General features: G+C 72.6%; 14 protein-coding genes. 3 read left to right on the plus strand and 11 right to left on the minus strand.

What is annotated here, in order from left to right:
- Positions 1–3: 3 nt before the first annotated feature.
- The 6 genes from ACGF8A_RS26660 to hrcA all read right to left on the minus strand — a co-directional run bounded on the left by ACGF8A_RS26660 (position 4) and on the right by hrcA (position 5,218).
- The gene (locus ACGF8A_RS26660; RefSeq protein ID WP_393112391.1) at positions 4–537 is read right to left on the minus strand and encodes a hypothetical protein; all 534 of its coding nucleotides are present in this window, start codon (positions 535–537) and stop codon (positions 4–6) included.
- Positions 538–634: 97 nt separating this feature from the next.
- Entirely contained in the window at positions 635–1,027 is a 393-nt protein-coding gene (locus tag ACGF8A_RS26665) for a VOC family protein (RefSeq protein WP_393112393.1), read from the minus strand.
- Between the two features lie 20 nt (positions 1,028–1,047).
- Entirely contained in the window at positions 1,048–1,788 is a 741-nt protein-coding gene (locus ACGF8A_RS26670; protein WP_393112395.1) for a 16S rRNA (uracil(1498)-N(3))-methyltransferase, read from the minus strand.
- Positions 1,785–2,861, minus strand: coding sequence for a nitronate monooxygenase (locus ACGF8A_RS26675; protein WP_393112397.1), 1,077 nt, complete (start codon positions 2,859–2,861; stop codon positions 1,785–1,787). Before ACGF8A_RS26675 ends, ACGF8A_RS26670 begins: the two co-directional genes overlap by 4 nt.
- A 203-nt stretch (positions 2,862–3,064) precedes the next feature.
- The gene (gene dnaJ, locus ACGF8A_RS26680) at positions 3,065–4,201 is read right to left on the minus strand and encodes a molecular chaperone DnaJ (RefSeq protein ID WP_393112399.1); all 1,137 of its coding nucleotides are present in this window, start codon (positions 4,199–4,201) and stop codon (positions 3,065–3,067) included.
- On the minus strand, positions 4,202–5,218 hold the full coding sequence (gene hrcA, locus ACGF8A_RS26685; RefSeq protein WP_393112401.1) for a heat-inducible transcriptional repressor HrcA: 1,017 nt from the start codon (positions 5,216–5,218) through the stop codon (positions 4,202–4,204). It lies immediately after the preceding gene.
- 162 nt (positions 5,219–5,380) lie between these two features.
- Here hrcA and ACGF8A_RS26690 point away from each other — a divergent pair, with 162 nt between their 5' ends.
- Positions 5,381–6,115 (plus strand): MBL fold metallo-hydrolase, encoded by a 735-nt coding sequence (locus ACGF8A_RS26690; RefSeq protein ID WP_393112403.1) that lies wholly within the window; start codon positions 5,381–5,383, stop codon positions 6,113–6,115.
- A 29-nt stretch (positions 6,116–6,144) separates the two neighbouring features.
- Positions 6,145–6,960, plus strand: a complete 816-nt coding sequence (locus tag ACGF8A_RS26695; protein ID WP_393112405.1) for a DUF3097 domain-containing protein — start codon at positions 6,145–6,147, stop codon at positions 6,958–6,960.
- Here the strand turns inward: ACGF8A_RS26695 and hemW are convergent, their stop codons facing one another.
- From hemW to lepA, 4 genes are all read right to left on the minus strand, one after another.
- A complete protein-coding gene (gene hemW, locus ACGF8A_RS26700) occupies positions 6,961–8,193 on the minus strand; it encodes a radical SAM family heme chaperone HemW (RefSeq protein ID WP_393112407.1) in 1,233 nt (410 codons plus the stop codon).
- A 115-nt stretch (positions 8,194–8,308) separates the two neighbouring features.
- A complete protein-coding gene (locus ACGF8A_RS26705) occupies positions 8,309–10,483 on the minus strand; it encodes a SpoIIE family protein phosphatase (protein ID WP_393112409.1) in 2,175 nt (724 codons plus the stop codon).
- A 198-nt stretch (positions 10,484–10,681) separates the two neighbouring features.
- Positions 10,682–12,556 (minus strand): AMP-dependent synthetase/ligase, encoded by a 1,875-nt coding sequence (locus ACGF8A_RS26710; RefSeq protein WP_393112411.1) that lies wholly within the window; start codon positions 12,554–12,556, stop codon positions 10,682–10,684.
- A 263-nt stretch (positions 12,557–12,819) separates the two neighbouring features.
- Positions 12,820–14,688, minus strand: coding sequence for a translation elongation factor 4 (lepA, locus tag ACGF8A_RS26715; protein WP_393112413.1), 1,869 nt, complete (start codon positions 14,686–14,688; stop codon positions 12,820–12,822).
- Positions 14,689–14,915: 227 nt separating this feature from the next.
- Here lepA and rpsT point away from each other — a divergent pair, with 227 nt between their 5' ends.
- Positions 14,916–15,182, plus strand: coding sequence for a 30S ribosomal protein S20 (gene rpsT / locus ACGF8A_RS26720; RefSeq protein ID WP_393112415.1), 267 nt, complete (start codon positions 14,916–14,918; stop codon positions 15,180–15,182).
- 714 nt (positions 15,183–15,896) lie between these two features.
- On the opposite strand, the gene holA is transcribed toward rpsT, so the two are convergent.
- On the minus strand, positions 15,897–16,886 hold the full coding sequence (holA, locus tag ACGF8A_RS26725; RefSeq protein ID WP_393112417.1) for a DNA polymerase III subunit delta: 990 nt from the start codon (positions 16,884–16,886) through the stop codon (positions 15,897–15,899).
- Between the last annotated feature and the right edge of the window lie 533 nt (positions 16,887–17,419).

Consider the following 17,419-nt stretch of genomic DNA (forward strand, 5'->3'; position numbering starts at 1 on the left):
CTGCTATTTGCCCTCGGGCCAGCACGCGGGCGCGCTGCGGCAGTAGACGGTCTTGGTCACGGTCACCGTCGTGGTGGGGCCGCCGCCGGGCGGCTCGCCGCCCGCCGGCGGGGCGGATGCGGCGTCGCAGTCCCCCAGTCCGGTGGCCCGGAACCGCTCCCTGCCGTCGACCCTCACGGTGAGGTCACCGCGCACACAGGCACCGCCGACCGCGCGGGTCACCTCTGCGGTGACGGTGATGTCCCGGCCGTCGGTGGTCCGGCCCTCGCAGTCGACGTCCGCCACGCCGCGCGCGCTCGCCGACGGCGCCGACGCACCCCGGTCCCCGGCACCGGCCGTGCAGGTCAGCCACTGCACCGCGACCTCGCGCCGCTCCAGCTCCCGCGTCACCAGTTCGTCGGTCGTCCAGGCCACGGTCGCCGGACTCGTCGTCCCCGGCTCGCAGCCCACCAGCACACCCGCACCGGCCACGAACCCCGCCGCCACACCGGCCGCCCGCATCCGGCGCCGGCCCCGAGTCCCCCGTAAGGCCCCCATGCACGGCAGCGTCCCACCGTGCGGGCCGTCGCGACAGGGCGCGTAAGGCCATCGCGCGCCCACCGCGGCTTCGGGGAGCTGTTCGCGGCGGCCGGGGTCAGACGTTCAGGAGCTGCCACTCCTGGAGTTCCACGAGGTTGCCCTCGGGGTCCTTGAGGTGGGCGGTGCGCATCCGGTCGGTCGTGGGGGCGGGGCCGTGCAGGAGGGTCGCGCCGCGCTCCGTGATGCGTGCGCAGTAGCCGTCCAGGTCGTCGACGCGCAGGACCACCAGGGAGCGGTGGCCCGTCGCGGTGTCGTGCACCTCGCCGAGCAGGTCCGCCATCGCCGCCCGGTCCTGGAGCGCGATGCCCGCCGAACCCGTCGCGGGGCTGAACCTCTCGTACGGCCCGTCGGTCGCGCCCGACTGCGGCTTGAGGCCGAGGACATCGGCGTAGAAGTGGTAGCAGGTGGTGAAGTCGCTGACCAGGAGTCTGACTTGGGCCAGTTCCATGACGTCCTCCCGCGTGTGGATCAGGACCAGCGTCCGGTACGGCCGAGCAGCAGGGCCGCCGCCGCGGTACCGGCCGTCGAGGTGCGCAACACGGACGGCCCGAGGCGGTAGGCGGGCGCCCCGGCCTCGGCGAACAGGGACAACTCCTCGGGGGCCACGCCCCCTTCGGGACCGACGACCAGCATGATCTCGCCCCCGGTGGGCAGTTCGGCCGCGGCCAGCGGCTCGGTGCCGCTCTCGTGCAGTACGGCGGCGAAATCGGCCTTCGCCAGCAGCGCGGCGACCTGCTTGCTCGTCGCGGCGTCCGCGACCTCGGGGAAGCGCACGCGCCGGGACTGCTTGCCGGCCTCGCGGGCGGTGGCCCGCCACTTCGCGAGGGCCTTGGCGCCACGCTCGCCCTTCCACTGGGTGATGCAGCGGGAGGCGGCCCACGGCACGATCGCGTCGATCCCGACCTCGGTCATGGTCTCCACGGCCAGCTCGCCCCGGTCGCCCTTGGGCAGGGCCTGCACGACCGTGATGCGCGGCTCCGCCTCCGGCTCCTCGGCCACCGAGTCCATACGGACGATCAGCCGGTCCTTGCCCTCGGTGGCGACGACCACGCACCGCGCCCGGCGCCCGGCCCCGTCGGTGAGGATCACGTCCTCACCGGCCCGCAGCCGCTTCACCGAGACCGCGTGCCGTCCCTCGGGCCCGTCCAGGACGTACCGCCCGTCGCTGCCCGCGTCGAAGTGACCGACGACGAAAACCGGCGCGGTCATCCGGCACCACCCCGGCCCGACAAAGCTGTCCCGGCCGCCGCCAGCTCCGCCGCGAGCACCTCGACCAGCCGCCCGGCGGGCAGCTCCCGAGCCATCCGGTGCCCCTGCCCCGCCCACAGCGACATGCCCTGCGCGTCGCCCGCCTTCGTGGCGGCCTTGCGGATCGGGGAGGTGAGGTGGTGGAGCTCGGGGTAGGCGGCGGGAGCGTACGGGCCGTGCTCGCGCATGAAGCGGTTGACCAGACCGCGGGCGGGACGGCCGGAGAAGGCGCGGGTGAGCTCCGTACGGACGAAGAGCGGGTTCGCCAGCGCCTGCTTGTGCACGGCGTTGGCGCCCGACTCGGCCGTGGCGAGGAACGCGGTGCCGAGCTGGGCCGCGCTCGCGCCGGCCGCCAGCACGGCGGCGATCTGGCTGCCCCGCATGATGCCACCGGCGGCGACCAGCGGCAGGCCGACCGCCTCACGGATCTGGCCCAGCAGGGAGAGCAGCCCGATGGCCGAGCCGTCGTTCTCGGGGATGTCCCGGTGGGTGCCCTGGTGGCCGCCGGCCTCGGCACCCTGCACGATCACGCCGTCCGCGCCCGCCTGCTCGACGGCCCGGGCCTCGTCGGGGGTGGTGGCGGTGACCAGAGTGAGGGTGCCGGCCCGGCGCAGCGAGTCGAGGACGTCGCGGGACGGGACCCCGAAGTGGAAGGAGACCACCGGCACGGGATTGTCCAGCAGCACCGCGAGCTTGGCCTCGTAGCCGTCGTCCCGGCCACCGTCGGGGTCGCCGAGCTCGGTCTCGTACCAGGCGGCCTCGCCGGCCAGTTGCTGGGCGTAGACGTCGACGGCGGCCGGCTCGGCATACTCGGGCTGCGGCATGAACACGTTCACGCCGAAGGGGCGGCCGGTCAGCCCCCGCAACTGCTTGATCTCCTGGTACATGCCGTCGGCCGTCTTGTACCCGGCCGCGAGGAATCCGAGCCCGCCGGCCTCGGACACGGCCGCGGCGAGCTGGGGTACGGAGACGCCGCCCGCCATGGGGGCCTGCACGATCGGGAGCGGGACGAGATCGGTCAGCGCGGAGGACATGACCGCATGTTGCCACGTCCTTCGAACAAGTCCGAATCGGGCCTGCCGCCCGGCATAGGCCAGGGGCAAGCCGCGGGGCTCGCCGGCCCCCACGTCCGCCGAGAACGTCCTTGGGGCGCGCCGCCGGCACCCGCCGCCGGGCCGTCCGTACGACCCGGGGGCCTCGGCCCCGACCGGCATCCGCGCCCCGGCGGCTTCCGCCGTCAGCGGCCGTTGAAGGCGTCCTTCAGCCGCGAGAACAGCCCCTGCTGCCCGGGCTGGAACTGCCCCTGCGGGCGTTCCTCGCCGCGCAGCTTGGCCAGCTCGCGCAGGAGGCGTTCCTGCTCCACGTCCAGCTTGGTCGGGGTCTGGACCTCGACGTGCACGATCAGGTCGCCCCGTCCGCCGCCCCGCAGGTGCGTGACGCCCCGGCCGTGCAGCGGGATCGACTGGCCGGACTGGGTGCCCGGGCGGATGTCGACCTCCTCCATGCCGTCCAGGGTCTCCAGGGGCACCTTGGTGCCGAGGGCCGCCGCCGTCATCGGGATCGTCACCGTGCAGTGCAGGTCGTCACCGCGGCGCTGGAAGGTCTGGTGCGGCAGCTCGTGGATCTCGACGTAGAGGTCACCGGCGGGACCGCCACCGGGCCCGACCTCGCCCTCACCGGCGAGCTGGATGCGCGTGCCGTTGTCGACGCCGGCCGGGATCTTGACCGTCAGGGTGCGCCGCGACCGCACGCGGCCGTCGCCCGCGCACTCCGGGCACGGGTTCGGGACCACGGTGCCGAAGCCCTGGCACTGCGGGCACGGGCGCGAGGTCATGACCTGGCCCAGGAAGGACCGGGTGACCTGCGAGACCTCACCCCGGCCCCGGCACATGTCACACGTCTGCGCCGACGTGCCCGGCGCCGCGCCCTCGCCGCTGCACGTGGAGCAGACGATGGCCGTGTCGACCTGGATGTCCTTGGTCGTGCCGAAGGCCGCCTCGTCGAGCTCGACCTCGATACGGATCATGGCGTCCTGGCCACGGCGGGTACGCGAGCGGGGCCCGCGCTGCGACGCCGTACCGAAGAACGCGTCCATGATGTCCGAGAAGTTCCCGAAGCCACCCGCGCCGAAGCCGCCCGCGCCACCGGCGGCGGCCTGCGACAGAGGGTCACCGCCGAGGTCGTAGACCTGCTTCTTCTGCGGGTCGGAGAGCACCTCGTAAGCGGCGTTGATCTCCTTGAACCGCTCCTGGGTCTTCGGATCGGGGTTGACGTCCGGGTGCAGCTCGCGCGCGAGCCGCCGGAAGGCCTTCTTGATCTCTTCCTGCGACGCGTCGCGGCGCACGCCGAGGACGGCGTAGTAGTCCGTGGCCACTTACGACTCCGCCAGGATCTGTCCGACGTACCGTGCCACTGCGCGTACCGCTCCCATCGTTCCCGGGTAGTCCATGCGGGTCGGTCCGACCACGCCGAGCTTGGCAACCGCCTCGCCGCCCGAACCGTAGCCCACCGACACCACCGACGTGGAGTTGAGTCCCTCATGGGCGTTCTCGTGCCCGATGCGCACGGTCATGCCCGAATCCTTCGCCTCGCCAAGCAACTTGAGGAGCACGACCTGCTCCTCCAGCGCCTCCAGCACCGGCCGGATGGTGAGGGGGAAGTCATGTCCGAAGCGGGTGAGATTGGCCGTGCCGCCGATCACCAGCCGCTCCTCCGTCTCCTCGACGAGCGTCTCCAGCAGGGTGGAGAGCACCGTCTGGACCGTACCGCGGTCCTCGGCCTCGAATGCCTCCGCCAGATCCTGCACCAACTGGGGCACGTCTGTGAAACGGCGGCCCGCGACCCGGCTGTTCAGCCGCGCCCGCAGATCCGCCAGCGACGCCTCACCGAACGGGGCCGGGCAGTCGACCATCCGCTGCTCGACCCGCCCGGTGTCCGTGATCAGCACCAGCATCACACGCGCGGGCGCCATCGACAGCAGCTCCACGTGCCGCACGGTGGACCGCGTCAGCGACGGGTACTGCACGACCGCGACCTGCCGGGTGAGCTGCGCGAGCAGCCGCACCGTCCGGGTCACCACGTCGTCCAGGTCGACGGCGCCGTCGAGGAAGTTCTGGATCGCGCGCCGCTCCGGCGCGGTCAGCGGCTTGACCTCGGCGAGCTTGTCGACGAAGAGCCGGTAGCCCTTGTCGGTGGGGATGCGCCCGGCGCTGGTGTGCGGCTGGGCGATGAACCCCTCGTCCTCCAGCGCCGCCATGTCGTTGCGGACCGTCGCCGGGGAGACACCGAGGCTGTGCCGCTCGGTGAGCGCCTTGGAACCGACCGGCTCCTCCGTACCGACGTAGTCCTGGACGATCGCGCGCAGCACCTGCAGCCGTCGTTCACTGAGCATCCGCGCACACCTCCAGTACGTCGTCCCCTTGGCGCTCCCCCTGGCACTCGGCGCACACGAGTGCCAGCCTTACCGGCCCAGTGTACGGCCGCCGGGTACGCCCCCGGCAAGGCCGGTCCCGCCCGGTCGTGCCGGGCGGGGGCCTACGGCTAGCGTCGCCGTATGAGCGTGACTTGGGAAGAGGCGGGCTGGGAGCGGCTCGCGGGCGGCGTCGGGCGGTGCCGGCTCCCCCGCTGGGACTGCACGGTGGGGCTGGTGGCCGGCCGGGGCGCGGCGCTGCTGATCGACGCGGGGTCGAGCCTCGCGGAAGGGGCGGCGCTGCGGGCACGGGCGGAGGCGCTGGTGGGCGGGCGTGTGACCCATCTCGCGCTCACCCACCCCCACTTCGACCACGTTCTCGGCGTGGCGGCCTTCGCCGGCGCGGAGGTCTTCGGGGCGGTGGGCGTGGACGGGGTGCTCGGCGGCCGTCGCGGACGTGAGGAACTCCGCGCGGACGCCGTCCGCCACGGCCTGGCCGCGGCGACGGCCCAGGAGGCGGCCGACACGCTCGTTCCGCCCCGCCACCAAGTGTCGGGCGAGTGGACCCTCGACCTCGGTCCGGGGCGGCAGGTGCTGCTGGCGAACGTGGGCCCGGGGCACACGGCGTACGACCTGGTGGTCCTGGTGCCCGGCGACCCGGAGGTGGTGTTCTGCGGCGACCTGGTGGAGGAGTCCGGGGAGCCCCAGGCGGGCCAGGACGCGGTGCCCTCGCACTGGCCGGCCGCCCTGGACCGGCTGCTCGGCCTCGGCGGCGAGGACGCGCTGTACGTGCCCGGTCACGGTGCGGTCGTGGACGCCGCGTTCGTACGGCGTCAGCGCGACGCCCTGGCCGCACGCTTCGGCGTGTCGCACGGATGACGTAACGGGCTGTCCATATCGTCATGCGAATGCGCCAGTACTCTCCGGACCTGACCCCGCCGTGGAAGAAGCCGACGCCCGTCCCGGAGGTCGCCGCGGAGCCCGGCCTGGTGGTCGAGGAGCCAGGCACCGGCTTCTGCGGCGCCGTGATCCGCTGCGAGGCGGGCACGGTGACCCTGGAGGACCGCTTCGGCAAGCACCGGGTGTTCCCGCTGGAGCCGCGGGGCTTCCTGCTGGAGGGCAGGGTGGTGACACTCGTACGGCCGTCGGCCGGCCCGGCACGCCCCACCCGCACCGCGTCCGGTTCCGTCGCCGTCCCCGGCGCACGCGCGCGCGTGGCCCGAGCCGGCCGCATCTACGTCGAGGGGCGGCACGACGCCGAGCTCGTCGAGAAGGTCTGGGGCGACGACCTGCGCGTCGAGGGCGTGGTCGTGGAATACCTGGAGGGCGTCGACGACCTCCAGGCGATCGTGGAGTCCTTCGCGCCGGGCCCGGACGCACGGCTGGGCGTCCTCGTGGACCACCTGGTGCCGGGCACGAAGGAATGGCGGATCGCGCAGGCGGTGACCAGCGAGCACGCCCTGGTGGTGGGCCACCCGTACATCGACATCTGGGAGGCGGTGAAGCCCTCGGCCCTGGGGATCGCGGAGTGGCCGGCGGTGCCGCGCGGGCAGGACTGGAAGACGGGGGTGTGCCGGGTGCTGGGGTGGCCGGAGAACACCGGGGCGGTGTGGCAGGCGATCCTGCGGCGAGTGGGGTCTTACCGGGACCTGGAGCCGGAGTTGCTGGGGCGGGTGGAGGAACTGATCGACTTCGTCACGGGCAGCGGACACCCGCCGGAGTGATCAGTCCACCAGATCCCTGACCACCGCGTCCGCCAGCAACCGCCCCCGCAGGGTCAGCACCGCACGCCCCTCCTCGTACGGCCCCTGCTGAAGCAGCCCCTCGGACATCGCCCGGCGGGACGCCTTCAGGCCCTCCTCGCGGAGGAGGCCCAGCGGCACGCCCTCCCGCAGGCGTAGCTCCAGCAGAATCCGCTCGACCCGGCGATCCTCGCCCGTCAGGAGTTCACGCCCGGCGCCCGGTGAGCGGCACTCCGCCAGGGCGGCGGCGTACGCGCCCGGATGCTTCACGTTCCACCATCGCACGCCCCCCACATGGCTGTGCGCGCCCGGCCCCGCGCCCCACCAGTCGGCGCCCCGCCAGTACAGCTCGTTGTGCAGGCAGCGGGCGGCGTCCGAGGTGGCCCAGTTGGACACCTCGTACCACTCGAAGCCGGCCGCGGACAGCAGCTCCTCGGCGATCAGGTAGCGGTCGGCGTGCACGTCGTCGTCCGTCATCGGCACCTCGCCCCGGCGGATCCGGCGGGCGAGCCTGGTGCCCTCCTCGACGATGAGCGCGTAGGCGCTGATGTGGTCCGGTGCGGCGCCCAGCGCCGCGTCCAGCGAGGCCCGCCAGTCGTCGTCGGACTCCCCCGGGGTCCCGTAGATCAGGTCCAGATTCACGTGGCCGAAGCCCGCCGCGCGGGCCTCCGCCACGCACGCCTCCGGGCGCCCCGGCGTGTGCGTGCGGTCCAGGACCTTCAGCACGTGCTGCCTCGCGCTCTGCATCCCGAAGGAGATCCGGTTGAAGCCGCCCTCGCGCAGCGCCGCGAGGTACGCCGGGTCGACCGACTCGGGGTTCGCCTCCGTCGTGACCTCCGCGCCGGCGGCCAGCCCGAACTCCTCGCGGATCGCCCCCAGCATCCGCACGAGATCGTCCGCGGCCAGCAGCGTCGGCGTACCGCCCCCGACGAAGACCGTCCGGACCTCGCGCGGGTCGTCGCCGAGCACCTTGCGGGCCAGCCGGATCTCGTCGATCAGGGTGTCGGCGTAGTTGTCGCGGGAGGCGAGCACCCCGCCGGTGCCGCGCAGCTCGGTGGCGGTGTAGGTGTTGAAGTCGCAGTAGCCGCAGCGGGTGGCGCAGTACGGGACGTGGAGATAGAACCCCAGGGGCCGGTCGGCCGCCCCGGCGAGCGCGGCCGGGGGCAGCGCGCCGTCGTCGGGGACGGGCACGCCGTCGGGAAGTGCGGAAGGCATGTCCTCCATTGTCCCGTACGCCGGACGTCACCCGGCCCGGAGCACCCGCAGCCACAGATCATCCCCCGGCGGCCGCCCCCGGAACCGCGCACCACCGCTGCGGGCCCGCCCGGCATCACTCGGCCTGGAGCACCAGCAGCGCCAGATCGTCCTCCGGCGGCCGCCCGCCGAAGTCGTGCACCAGCTGCCTGATCCGCTCGGCGATCGCCTCGGCCCCCAGTCCCGCACACCCCGCCAGCGCCGCCGCCAGCCCGTCACCGTCGTCGAACTGGCGCGAGCCGCTGCGCCGCTCGGTCACCCCGTCCGTGACGCACAGCAGGGTGTCCCCGGGCCGCAGTTCGAAGCTCTCGCTGATGTACGTCTCGTCCTCCACGACCCCGAGCAGGGTCTGCGGCCTGGCGGCGGTACGGACATCGCCGCCGGGCCCGAGCAGCAGCGGCAGCGGATGCCCTGCGGAGGCGACGGTGCAGCGGACGCCTCCCTCGAAGGGGGCGAGTTCGCCGTAGAGGAGCGACAGGAAGCGGGTCTGCGGGCCGTCACCGGGGCCGGAGGGGCCGACCAGGGCGCGCGCGGCCGCGTCGGCGGCCTCCGTGGCGTCGTCGAGGAGGAGCTGGTTGAGCCGGTCGAGGACGTCGGCGACGCGGTAGCCCTCGCGGGCGAGCAGCCGCAGCCAGGGGCGGGCCAGCCCGATCACGACGGCCGCCTCCGGCCCCTTGCCCTGCACGTCCCCCACGGCGAAGCACCAGCGCCCGTCGCCGGCCGGGAAGAGGTCGTAGAAGTCACCGCTGGGCCCGCCCTTGTCGCAGGGCTCGTACACGAGGGCGCTGCGCATGCCGGGGATCTGGGCGACCGCGCCGGGCAGCAGCCCGCGCTGGAGCACGGCGCTGATGGTGGCCTGCCGGGCGTACTGCCGGGCCGCCCCGATGGCCAGCGCCACCCGCCGGCTCAGGTCCTCGACGAGCCCGGTGATCTCGTCCGGGAACTCCGTGACGCCGGCCCGCCCGATGACCAGCGTGCCGAGCGGCCTGCCGCCGGCGACCAGGCGGTAGGCGAGTGCGCTGCCGCCGGGTGGCGGGCCGGGGGCGGCGCGGGCGGGGGGCGGGGTCCCGTCCGGGACGGACACCTCCGGGGCCCGGCCACGCGAGGACACCCCGGACCCGGCAGCCGCACCGCGGCCCGTCCCCTCGGACCCGGCAGCCGCACCGCGGCCCGTCCCCTCGGACCCGGCAGCCGCACCGCGGCCCGTCCCCTCGGACCCGGCAGCCGCACCGTGGCTTGTCCCCTCGGACCCGGGAGGCGCGCCGGCGGTTCGTCCCTCGCCGGCCCACACGTCCGCTCCCCACGCGTCCGACGGCCATGGATGGACGACCGGCCCGGAGGGGGCGGCCCCCGGTTCCGTCATCCGCGGCGGCTCCTTCTCCAGGCACCGTCGCAGTTCCTCGATCCGCTCCTCGCTGGCGTGCCACACCCGGGCCAGGCGCGCCCCGGCCGGCGCGCCGCCGTCGGCCCACGCGGCCCGGCCGCCCAGGGCCTCGTCCTCCAGCCAGACCGCGCACCAGTCGGCGAGCCGGGGCACGATCAGCTGACCGGTGAGCGCGGCGACCAGGTCCTCGTCGAGCTGCCCGGCGAGCAGGTCGGAGGCCTCGGCGAGAAACGACAGCGCGCCCCGGCCGAGCCAGTCCCGGTCCCGTTCGGCCCGCTGCGGCGCGGGCGCGAGCAGCTCGGCGCCGAAGAAGCCCGTGTGTTCCGTTTCGCGGTCCGCCGCGTCCGGGCACGCCGCGGCGGACATCCGCGCCCACACCGACTTGGCGCCCCGCCGATACGTCACGCCCCAGGTCTCGGAGAGCGCGGCGACGAGCCGCAGACCGCGCCCGTACTCCGGCGTCTCGCAGGCCGGGACGGCCTCTGCGTCCCGCGGCGGCCGGGACGGGTGGTGGTCGCAGACCTCGACGACGACGGCACCGGTGTCCGGCTCGAGCCGGCAGATCAGCTCGACATCGGTGCCGGCGTGCACGACGGCGTTCGTCACCAGCTCGCTCAGGACGACCATGGCGTCATGTGCCAGCCGGTCGGTGAGCCGCTCGGCACCGGGCAGCCCGAGGGCCGTCCACTCCTGGAACGCCGTGCGCAGCAGTCCACGTGCGGTGCCCGGCGCGAGGGGGCTTCCGCCCAGCGCGGCGCGCACCTGTGCGCCGGGGCGCACCGGGGCAAGGGACGCGGACTCCCTCTGTGCCGGAACGGCCCCCGTCCACTGCTCCCCGAGCGGCTCGGACCAATACGCCTCGATCACGTCCGACAGGGTGACAGACAGAACTCACCCATAAGCGTGGAGTTACCCAAGTGGCCAATTTCGACCAGAAAGCGCCACCCATGGGTATCGGGGAGGCGCAAACCAACCGGGGCGCGGGGATGCGCGACAGATATGGCTCCCGCGCGCGTGCGCGGGAGGCCGATCATGACGACCGGCCGCGCACGCCCCCGGCGCCCCCTACGCCTCGCGCGTCCCCGCGTACATCTCGTCCAGCAGGTGCCGGTACTCCCGCTCCACCACGGGCCGCTTCAGCTTCAGGCTCGGCGTGATCTCGCCGTGCTCCACGTCCAGATCCCTGGGCAGCAGCCGGAACTTCTTGATCGTCTGCCACTTCTGGAGCCCGGCGTTCAGCTCCTGCACATAGCCCTCGACCATCGCCACGGTCGCCGGCGCGGCCACGACCTCGGCGTACGGCTTGCCCTCCAACCCGTTCTCCCGGGCCCACTGCATGAGGGACGCCCCGTCGAGCGCGATGAGCGCGGTGCAGAAGTTCCGGTCGGCGCCGTGCACCAGGATGTTGGACACGTACGGGCACACCGACTTGAACGCGCCCTCGATCTCGGTCGGCGCGACGTACTTCCCGGCCGAGGTCTTGAACAGGTCCTTCTTCCGGTCGGTGATCCGCAGGTAGCCGTCGGGCGAGAGCTCACCGATGTCCCCGGTGTGGAACCAGCCGTCCGGCTCCAGCACCTCCGCCGTCTTCTCGGGCAGCCCGTGGTACCCCTCCATGATCCCGGGCCCGCGCAGCAGGATCTCGCCGTCCTCGGCGATCCGCACCTCGGTCCCGGGCAGCGGCTTGCCGACCGTACCTGTCCGGTACGCCTCACCGGGGTTGACGAAGGACGCCGCGGAGGACTCGGTCAGCCCGTAGCCCTCCAGGATGTGGATGCCGGCACCGGCGAAGAAGTAGCCGATCTCGGGTGCCAGCGCCACCGACCCGGACACACACGCCCGCAGCCGTCCACCGAAGGCATCCCGCAGCTTGGAGTAGACGAGCGCGTCGGCCACCTTGTGCTTGGCGGACAGACCGAACGGCGCCGAAGCGGTCCCGGTCCGGCGGAAGTTGTCCTGCGTGACCTTGGCGTACTCGCGCGCCACCCCTGCCGCCCACTGGAAGATCCTGTACTTGGCGGCCCCGCCGGCACGCGCCTTCGCGGCGACGCCGTTGTAGACCTTCTCGAAGATGCGCGGTACGGCCGCCATGTACGTCGGCTGCACCACCGGCAGATTCTCGATGATCTTGTCGACCCGCCCGTCGACAGCGGTGATGTGCCCGACCTCGATGTGCCCCGAGGTCAGCACCTTGCCGAAGACGTGCGCGAGCGGCAGCCACAGGTACTGCACGTCGTCCGGGCCGAGCAGCCCGGTCGAGGCGATCGCCTTCGCCATGTACGACCAGTTGTCGTGCGGGAGCCGGACGCCCTTGGGCCGGCCGGTCGTGCCGGAGGTGTAGATCAGGGTGGCCAGCTGGTCCTTGGTGATCGCGCCGACCCGCTCCTTCACCAGGTTCGGGTCCTTCTCCAGCCGGGCCGCGCCACGGGCCTCGAGCTCGGCGAGGCTGAGCACCCAGTCACCGGTCTGCACCCCGTGCGCGTCGATGACGACGACATGGGTGAGGTCGGGCAGCTCGGCGCGCTTGTCCTGCACCTTGGCCAGCTGCTCGGCGTTCTCCGCGATCAGCACACGGCTGCCGGAGTCGGCGAGGATGTACGCCGACTCGTCGGCGTTGGTCTGCGGGTAGATCGTGGTGGTGGCCGCGCCCGCGCACATGATGCCGAGGTCGGCGAGGATCCACTCGATCCGGGTCGCGCAGGCCAGCGCCACCCGCTGCTCCGGCTGGACGCCCAGCTCGATCAGCCCCGCCGCGATCGCGTGCACCCGCTCGGCGGCCTGCCCCCAGCTCAGCGACTTCCAGTCGTCCGGCCCCTGTCCCGAGGCAGGTGGGATGGGATAGCGGAATGCCTCGGCGTCCGGGGTGGCCGAAACGCGCTCCAGGAAGAGCCCCGCGACGGACGGCGGACGGTTCTCGATCAAAGTCTGTGTGTCGCTCACGACATCCTCCGGGGCCCGCGACGGTGCGGCTGACTCAGGGCGTCTTGCGCCTTCGGTGCGGCAGTTTTCACTCGCGTGTCGTTGTTTAACTCGCGAGTAACTATCGAGCAGGGATCAGGTTAGATGCCGTCCGGCCAGTGCGTAAGAGTCCGCGCTTTGTCACTTCCTCCAAAGGGAGGACCGTACACACGCCACAGGGGCCCGCCGCCCGGTGCGACAGGCCCCCGTTTGCGCGATTTGAGGTGATCCCGCGTCGGCCGCGACTACTTCTTGCTCTTGCCCGACGCCGCGCTGTCATCGCTGGACAGCACCGCGATGAAGGCCTCCTGCGGAACCTCCACGGAACCGACCATCTTCATCCGCTTCTTGCCCTCCTTCTGCTTCTCCAGCAGCTTCCGCTTACGGGAGATGTCACCGCCGTAGCACTTGGCGAGGACGTCCTTGCGGATGGCGCGGATGGTCTCGCGGGCGATCACCCGGGAGCCGATGGCGGCCTGGACCGGCACCTCGAAGGCCTGCCGCGGGATCAGCTCCTTCAGCTTGGCGACGAGCCGCACGCCGTACGCGTACGCCTGGTCCTTGTGGGTGATCGCCGAGAAGGCGTCCACCTTGTCGCCGTGCAGCAGGATGTCGACCTTGACCAGGCTGGAGGTCTGCTCGCCGGTGGGCTCGTAGTCCAGCGAGGCGTAGCCGCGGGTCTTGGACTTCAGCTGGTCGAAGAAGTCGAAGACGATCTCGGCCAGGGGGAGGGTGTAGCGGATCTCGACGCGGTCCTCGGACAGGTAGTCCATGCCGAGCAGGGTGCCGCGCCGGGTCTGGCACAGTTCCATGATCGAGCCGATGAACTCGGTCGGCGCGAGGATCGTGGCCCGCACCACCGGCTCGTAGACCTCGTTGATCTTACCCTCGGGGAACTCGCTCGGGTTGGTGACGGTGTGCTCGCCGCCGTCCTCCATGACCACCCGGTAGACCACGTTCGGCGCGGTGGCGATCAGATCGAGCCCGAACTCGCGCTCCAGCCGCTCACGGACCACGTCCAGGTGCAGCAGGCCGAGGAAGCCGACGCGGAAACCGAAGCCCAGGGCGGCGGACGTCTCCGGCTCGTACACCAGTGCCGCGTCGTTGAGCTGGAGCTTGTCCAGCGCCTCGCGCAGCTCGGGATAGTCGGACCCGTCCAGCGGATACAGCCCGGAGAAGACCATGGGCTTGGGGTCCTTGTAGCCGCCGAGCGCCTCCGTGGCCCCCTTGTGCTGCTGGGTGATGGTGTCACCCACCTTGGACTGGCGGACGTCCTTCACACCGGTGATGAGGTACCCCACCTCACCGACGCCGAGCCCGTCGGCGGACAGCATCTCCGGCGAGTTGGTCCCGATCTCCAGCAGCTCGTGCGTGGCCCCGGTCGACATCATCCGGATCCGCTCACGCTTGTTGAGCTGGCCGTCCACGACCCTGACGTACGTCACGACACCGCGGTAGGAGTCGTAGACGGAGTCGAAGATCATGGCGCGGGCGGGGGCGTCGGCGACGCCGACCGGCGGCGGGATCTCGGCGACCACCTTGTCGAGCAGGGCCTCCACCCCGAGCCCGGTCTTCGCGGAGACCTTGAGCACGTCGTCCGGCTCGCACCCGACGAGGTTCGCCAGCTCCTCGGCGAACTTCTCCGGCTGCGCGGCCGGCAGGTCGATCTTGTTCAGTACGGGAATGATGGAGAGGTCGTTCTCCATCGCCAGGTAGAGGTTGGCGAGGGTCTGGGCCTCGATGCCCTGGGCGGCGTCGACGAGGAGGACCGTCCCCTCGCAGGCGGCCAGCGACCGCGAGACCTCGTAGGTGAAGTCGACGTGCCCCGGGGTGTCGATCATGTTGAGGATGTGCGTGTTGCCCGGGTCCTGGGTGGGAGCCCAGGGCAGGCGCACGGCCTGGGACTTGATCGTGATGCCGCGCTCGCGCTCGATGTCCATCCGGTCGAGGTACTGAGCACGCATCTGCCGCTGCTCGACCACACCGGTCAGCTGGAGCATCCGGTCGGCGAGAGTGGACTTGCCGTGGTCGATGTGCGCGATGATGCAGAAATTGCGGATCAGAGCCGGGTCGGTACGGCTCGGCTCGGGCACATGGTTAGGGGTCGCGGGCACGCAGGGTCCTGTCTCTTGAGGCGCCTTATGCCTCGGGTCGGATCGTTACGTAGCCTCCATGGTCCCACGGGCGGCGACCGGGAACCGGTTTGGGCCACCACGAGGGCCACTGGTAGCCTGGGTCGCTGTGCCTCATGCCCTCTCAGCGCGAGGCGCGTCCCAAGAAATCACCTGGCGCGGTCCCGGAATCCCTCCGGTCCCGTGCCTGAACCTGAAAAGGCTCATTCGTGGCGAACATCAAGTCCCAGATCAAGCGGATCAAGACCAACGAGAAGGCCCGGCTGCGCAACAAGGCCGTCAAGTCCTCCCTGAAGACCGCGATCCGCAAGGCCCGCGAGGCCGCTGCCGCGGGTGACGTCGAGAAGGCCACCGAGTACCAGCGCGCTGCCGCGCGTCAGCTCGACAAGGCCGTCTCCAAGGGCGTCATCCACAAGAACCAGGCCGCCAACAAGAAGTCGGCGCTTGCTTCCAAGGTCATCGCACTCAAGGGCTGAACCCTCGACTGATCTGATCGCCGGAAGGACCCAGGGCGGGCCCTCTCTCATCCGCCCCCGACCGGCACCCCCGGGTTCGCGCGCGGCCTGCGTTCGCCACGCGGGCGCGAATCCAGCAGCTTGAACCGAAAGGCCCCGGCATCCGCCCTTCTCCAGGGCTGTGCGTCGGGGCCTTCGGCATACCCCGCGAACGCTCACCGGCGCCGACCAGACGCCCGACCCCCGGCCCGGCATCGACCCGAGGCCCGATCACCGCCCGGCACCGAGCAGAGGGCCGTCAACTGCCGGCACCGAGCAGAGGCCCGATCCGGCCCGGCACCGAGCAGAGGACCGATCCGGCCCGGCACCGAGCAGAGGACCGCTAACTGCCCGGCACCGAGCAAACGCCCGACCCGGCCCGGCGTCGACCAGACACCCGAGCCGGCCCGCATCGAGCCGAAGACCGGTCACTGCCCGGCACCGAGCAGAAGGCCGTCAACTGCCGGCACCGAGCAGAGGACCGATCCGGCCCGGCACCGAGCAGAGGACCGCTAACTGCCCGGCACCGAGCAAACGCCCGACCCGGCCCGGCGTCGACCAGACACCCGAGCCGGCCCGCATCGAGCCGAGGACCGATCACCGCCCGGCACCGAGCACACGCCCGATCCGGCCCGGCGCCCACCCGGTGCCTGACCGCGCTCTCCGGCACGGCATCAACGGCCCCGCACAGCACTCCTAGCTCCGCCCGCGTGACCGTGCCGCCCGGGCGATCGTCACGACCGCCTTCTCCAGGGCGTACTCGGGGTCGTCGCCGCCGCCCTTCACGCCCGCGTCGGCCTCGGCGACAGCCCGCAGCGCCAGCGCCACCCCGTCCGGCGTCCATCCGCGCATCTGCTGTCGCACCCGGTCGATCTTCCACGGCGGCATTCCCAGCTCCCGCGCCAGGTCGGCCGGACGGCCGCCCCGCGCCGACGACAGCTTGCCGATCGCCCGCACTCCCTGCGCCAGCGCGCTGGTGATCAGCACCGGCGCCACCCCGGTCGCCAGGGACCACCTCAGTGCCTCCAGCGCCTCGGCCGCCCGTCCCTCGACCGCCCGGTCGGCGACCGTGAAGCTCGACGCCTCGGCCCGCCCCGTGTAGTACCGCCCGACGACCGCCTCGTCGATGGTGCTCTCGACGTCCGCGCACAGCTGGGACACGGCGGACGCCAGCTCCCGCAGATCGCTGCCGATGGCGTCGCAGAGCGCCTGGCATGCCTCCGGAGTGGCCGACCGCCCCAGCGTGCGGAACTCGCCCCGCACGAACGCCAGCCGGTCCGCCGGCTTGGTCATCTTCGGGCACGCCACCTCCCGCGCACCCGCCTTGCGCGCCGCGTCCAGCAGCCCTTTGCCCTTGGCCCCGCCGGCGTGCAGCAGCACGAGCGTGATCTCTTCGGCGGGCGCCCCCAGGTACGCCTTCACGTCCTTGATCGTGTCGGCCGACAGATCCTGCGCGTTGCGCACGACGACGACCTTGCGCTCCGCGAACAGCGACGGGCTGGTCAACTCCGCGAGCGTGCCCGGCTGGAGCTGGTCCGGCGTCAGGTCACGCACGTCCGTGTCGGCATCGGCGGCCCTGGCGGCGGCCACCACCTCCTGCACGGCGCGATCGAGCAGGAGATCCTCCTGACCCACGGCAAGCGTCACGGGAGCGAGAGCGTCGTCTTGAGCAGTCTTCCTGGCCATCCCGCACAGCATCCCACGCGCCACTGACACCAACGCCTCCGGCGGCGAACACCGGCGCCGGCCGGCGACCGGGCCCGGCTGCGGACCGAGGCCCGCCGACCCACGGCCGGCCCCGGCACGTCCCCCGGCCGGCAACCACCGACCCCGGCAACGAGCCCCTACGGCGACCACCGCTGCCTCCACCGAGCCGCTGCCCTGCCCTTCACCAACCAGAGACCGCAGCCCCCACCCGCCCCGCCGTCTGACAAGGCCCCCGCAAATCCCCAGCCGCCAGGCAGCGACACCACCCGCCGACCCGCGGACCGCCGACCCGCCGACCCGCCGACCCGCCGACCCGCCGACCCGCCGACCCGCCGACCCGCCGACCCGCCGACCCGCCGACCCGCCGGGCAAGCGACACACCCGCCGACCCGCCGCGCAAGCGACGCCACCCGCAGACCCGCACACCCGCACACCCGCACACCCGCACACCCGCACACCCGCACACCCGCACACCCGCACACCCGCACACCCGCACACCCGCACACCCGCAC

This window comes from Streptomyces sp. NPDC047706 (genome assembly GCF_043204795.1).
In the GTDB taxonomy this organism is placed as follows: domain Bacteria; phylum Actinomycetota; class Actinomycetes; order Streptomycetales; family Streptomycetaceae; genus Streptomyces.

Bases quoted from the DNA above. Each gene is read 5' to 3' on its own strand.
- ACGF8A_RS26660 (WP_393112391.1), bottom strand. From the start codon at position 537: ATGGGGGCCTTACGGGGGACTCGGGGCCGGCGCCGGATGCGGGCGGCC.
- ACGF8A_RS26665 (WP_393112393.1), bottom strand. From the start codon at position 1,027: ATGGAACTGGCCCAAGTCAGACTCCTGGTCAGCGACTTCACCACCTGC.
- ACGF8A_RS26670 (WP_393112395.1), bottom strand. From the start codon at position 1,788: ATGACCGCGCCGGTTTTCGTCGTCGGTCACTTCGACGCGGGCAGCGAC.
- ACGF8A_RS26675 (WP_393112397.1), bottom strand. From the start codon at position 2,861: ATGTCCTCCGCGCTGACCGATCTCGTCCCGCTCCCGATCGTGCAGGCC.
- hrcA (WP_393112401.1), bottom strand. From the start codon at position 5,218: ATGCTCAGTGAACGACGGCTGCAGGTGCTGCGCGCGATCGTCCAGGAC.
- ACGF8A_RS26690 (WP_393112403.1), top strand. From the start codon at position 5,381: ATGAGCGTGACTTGGGAAGAGGCGGGCTGGGAGCGGCTCGCGGGCGGC.
- ACGF8A_RS26695 (WP_393112405.1), top strand. From the start codon at position 6,145: ATGCGCCAGTACTCTCCGGACCTGACCCCGCCGTGGAAGAAGCCGACG.
- hemW (WP_393112407.1), bottom strand. From the start codon at position 8,193: ATGCCTTCCGCACTTCCCGACGGCGTGCCCGTCCCCGACGACGGCGCG.
- holA (WP_393112417.1), bottom strand. From the start codon at position 16,886: ATGGCCAGGAAGACTGCTCAAGACGACGCTCTCGCTCCCGTGACGCTT.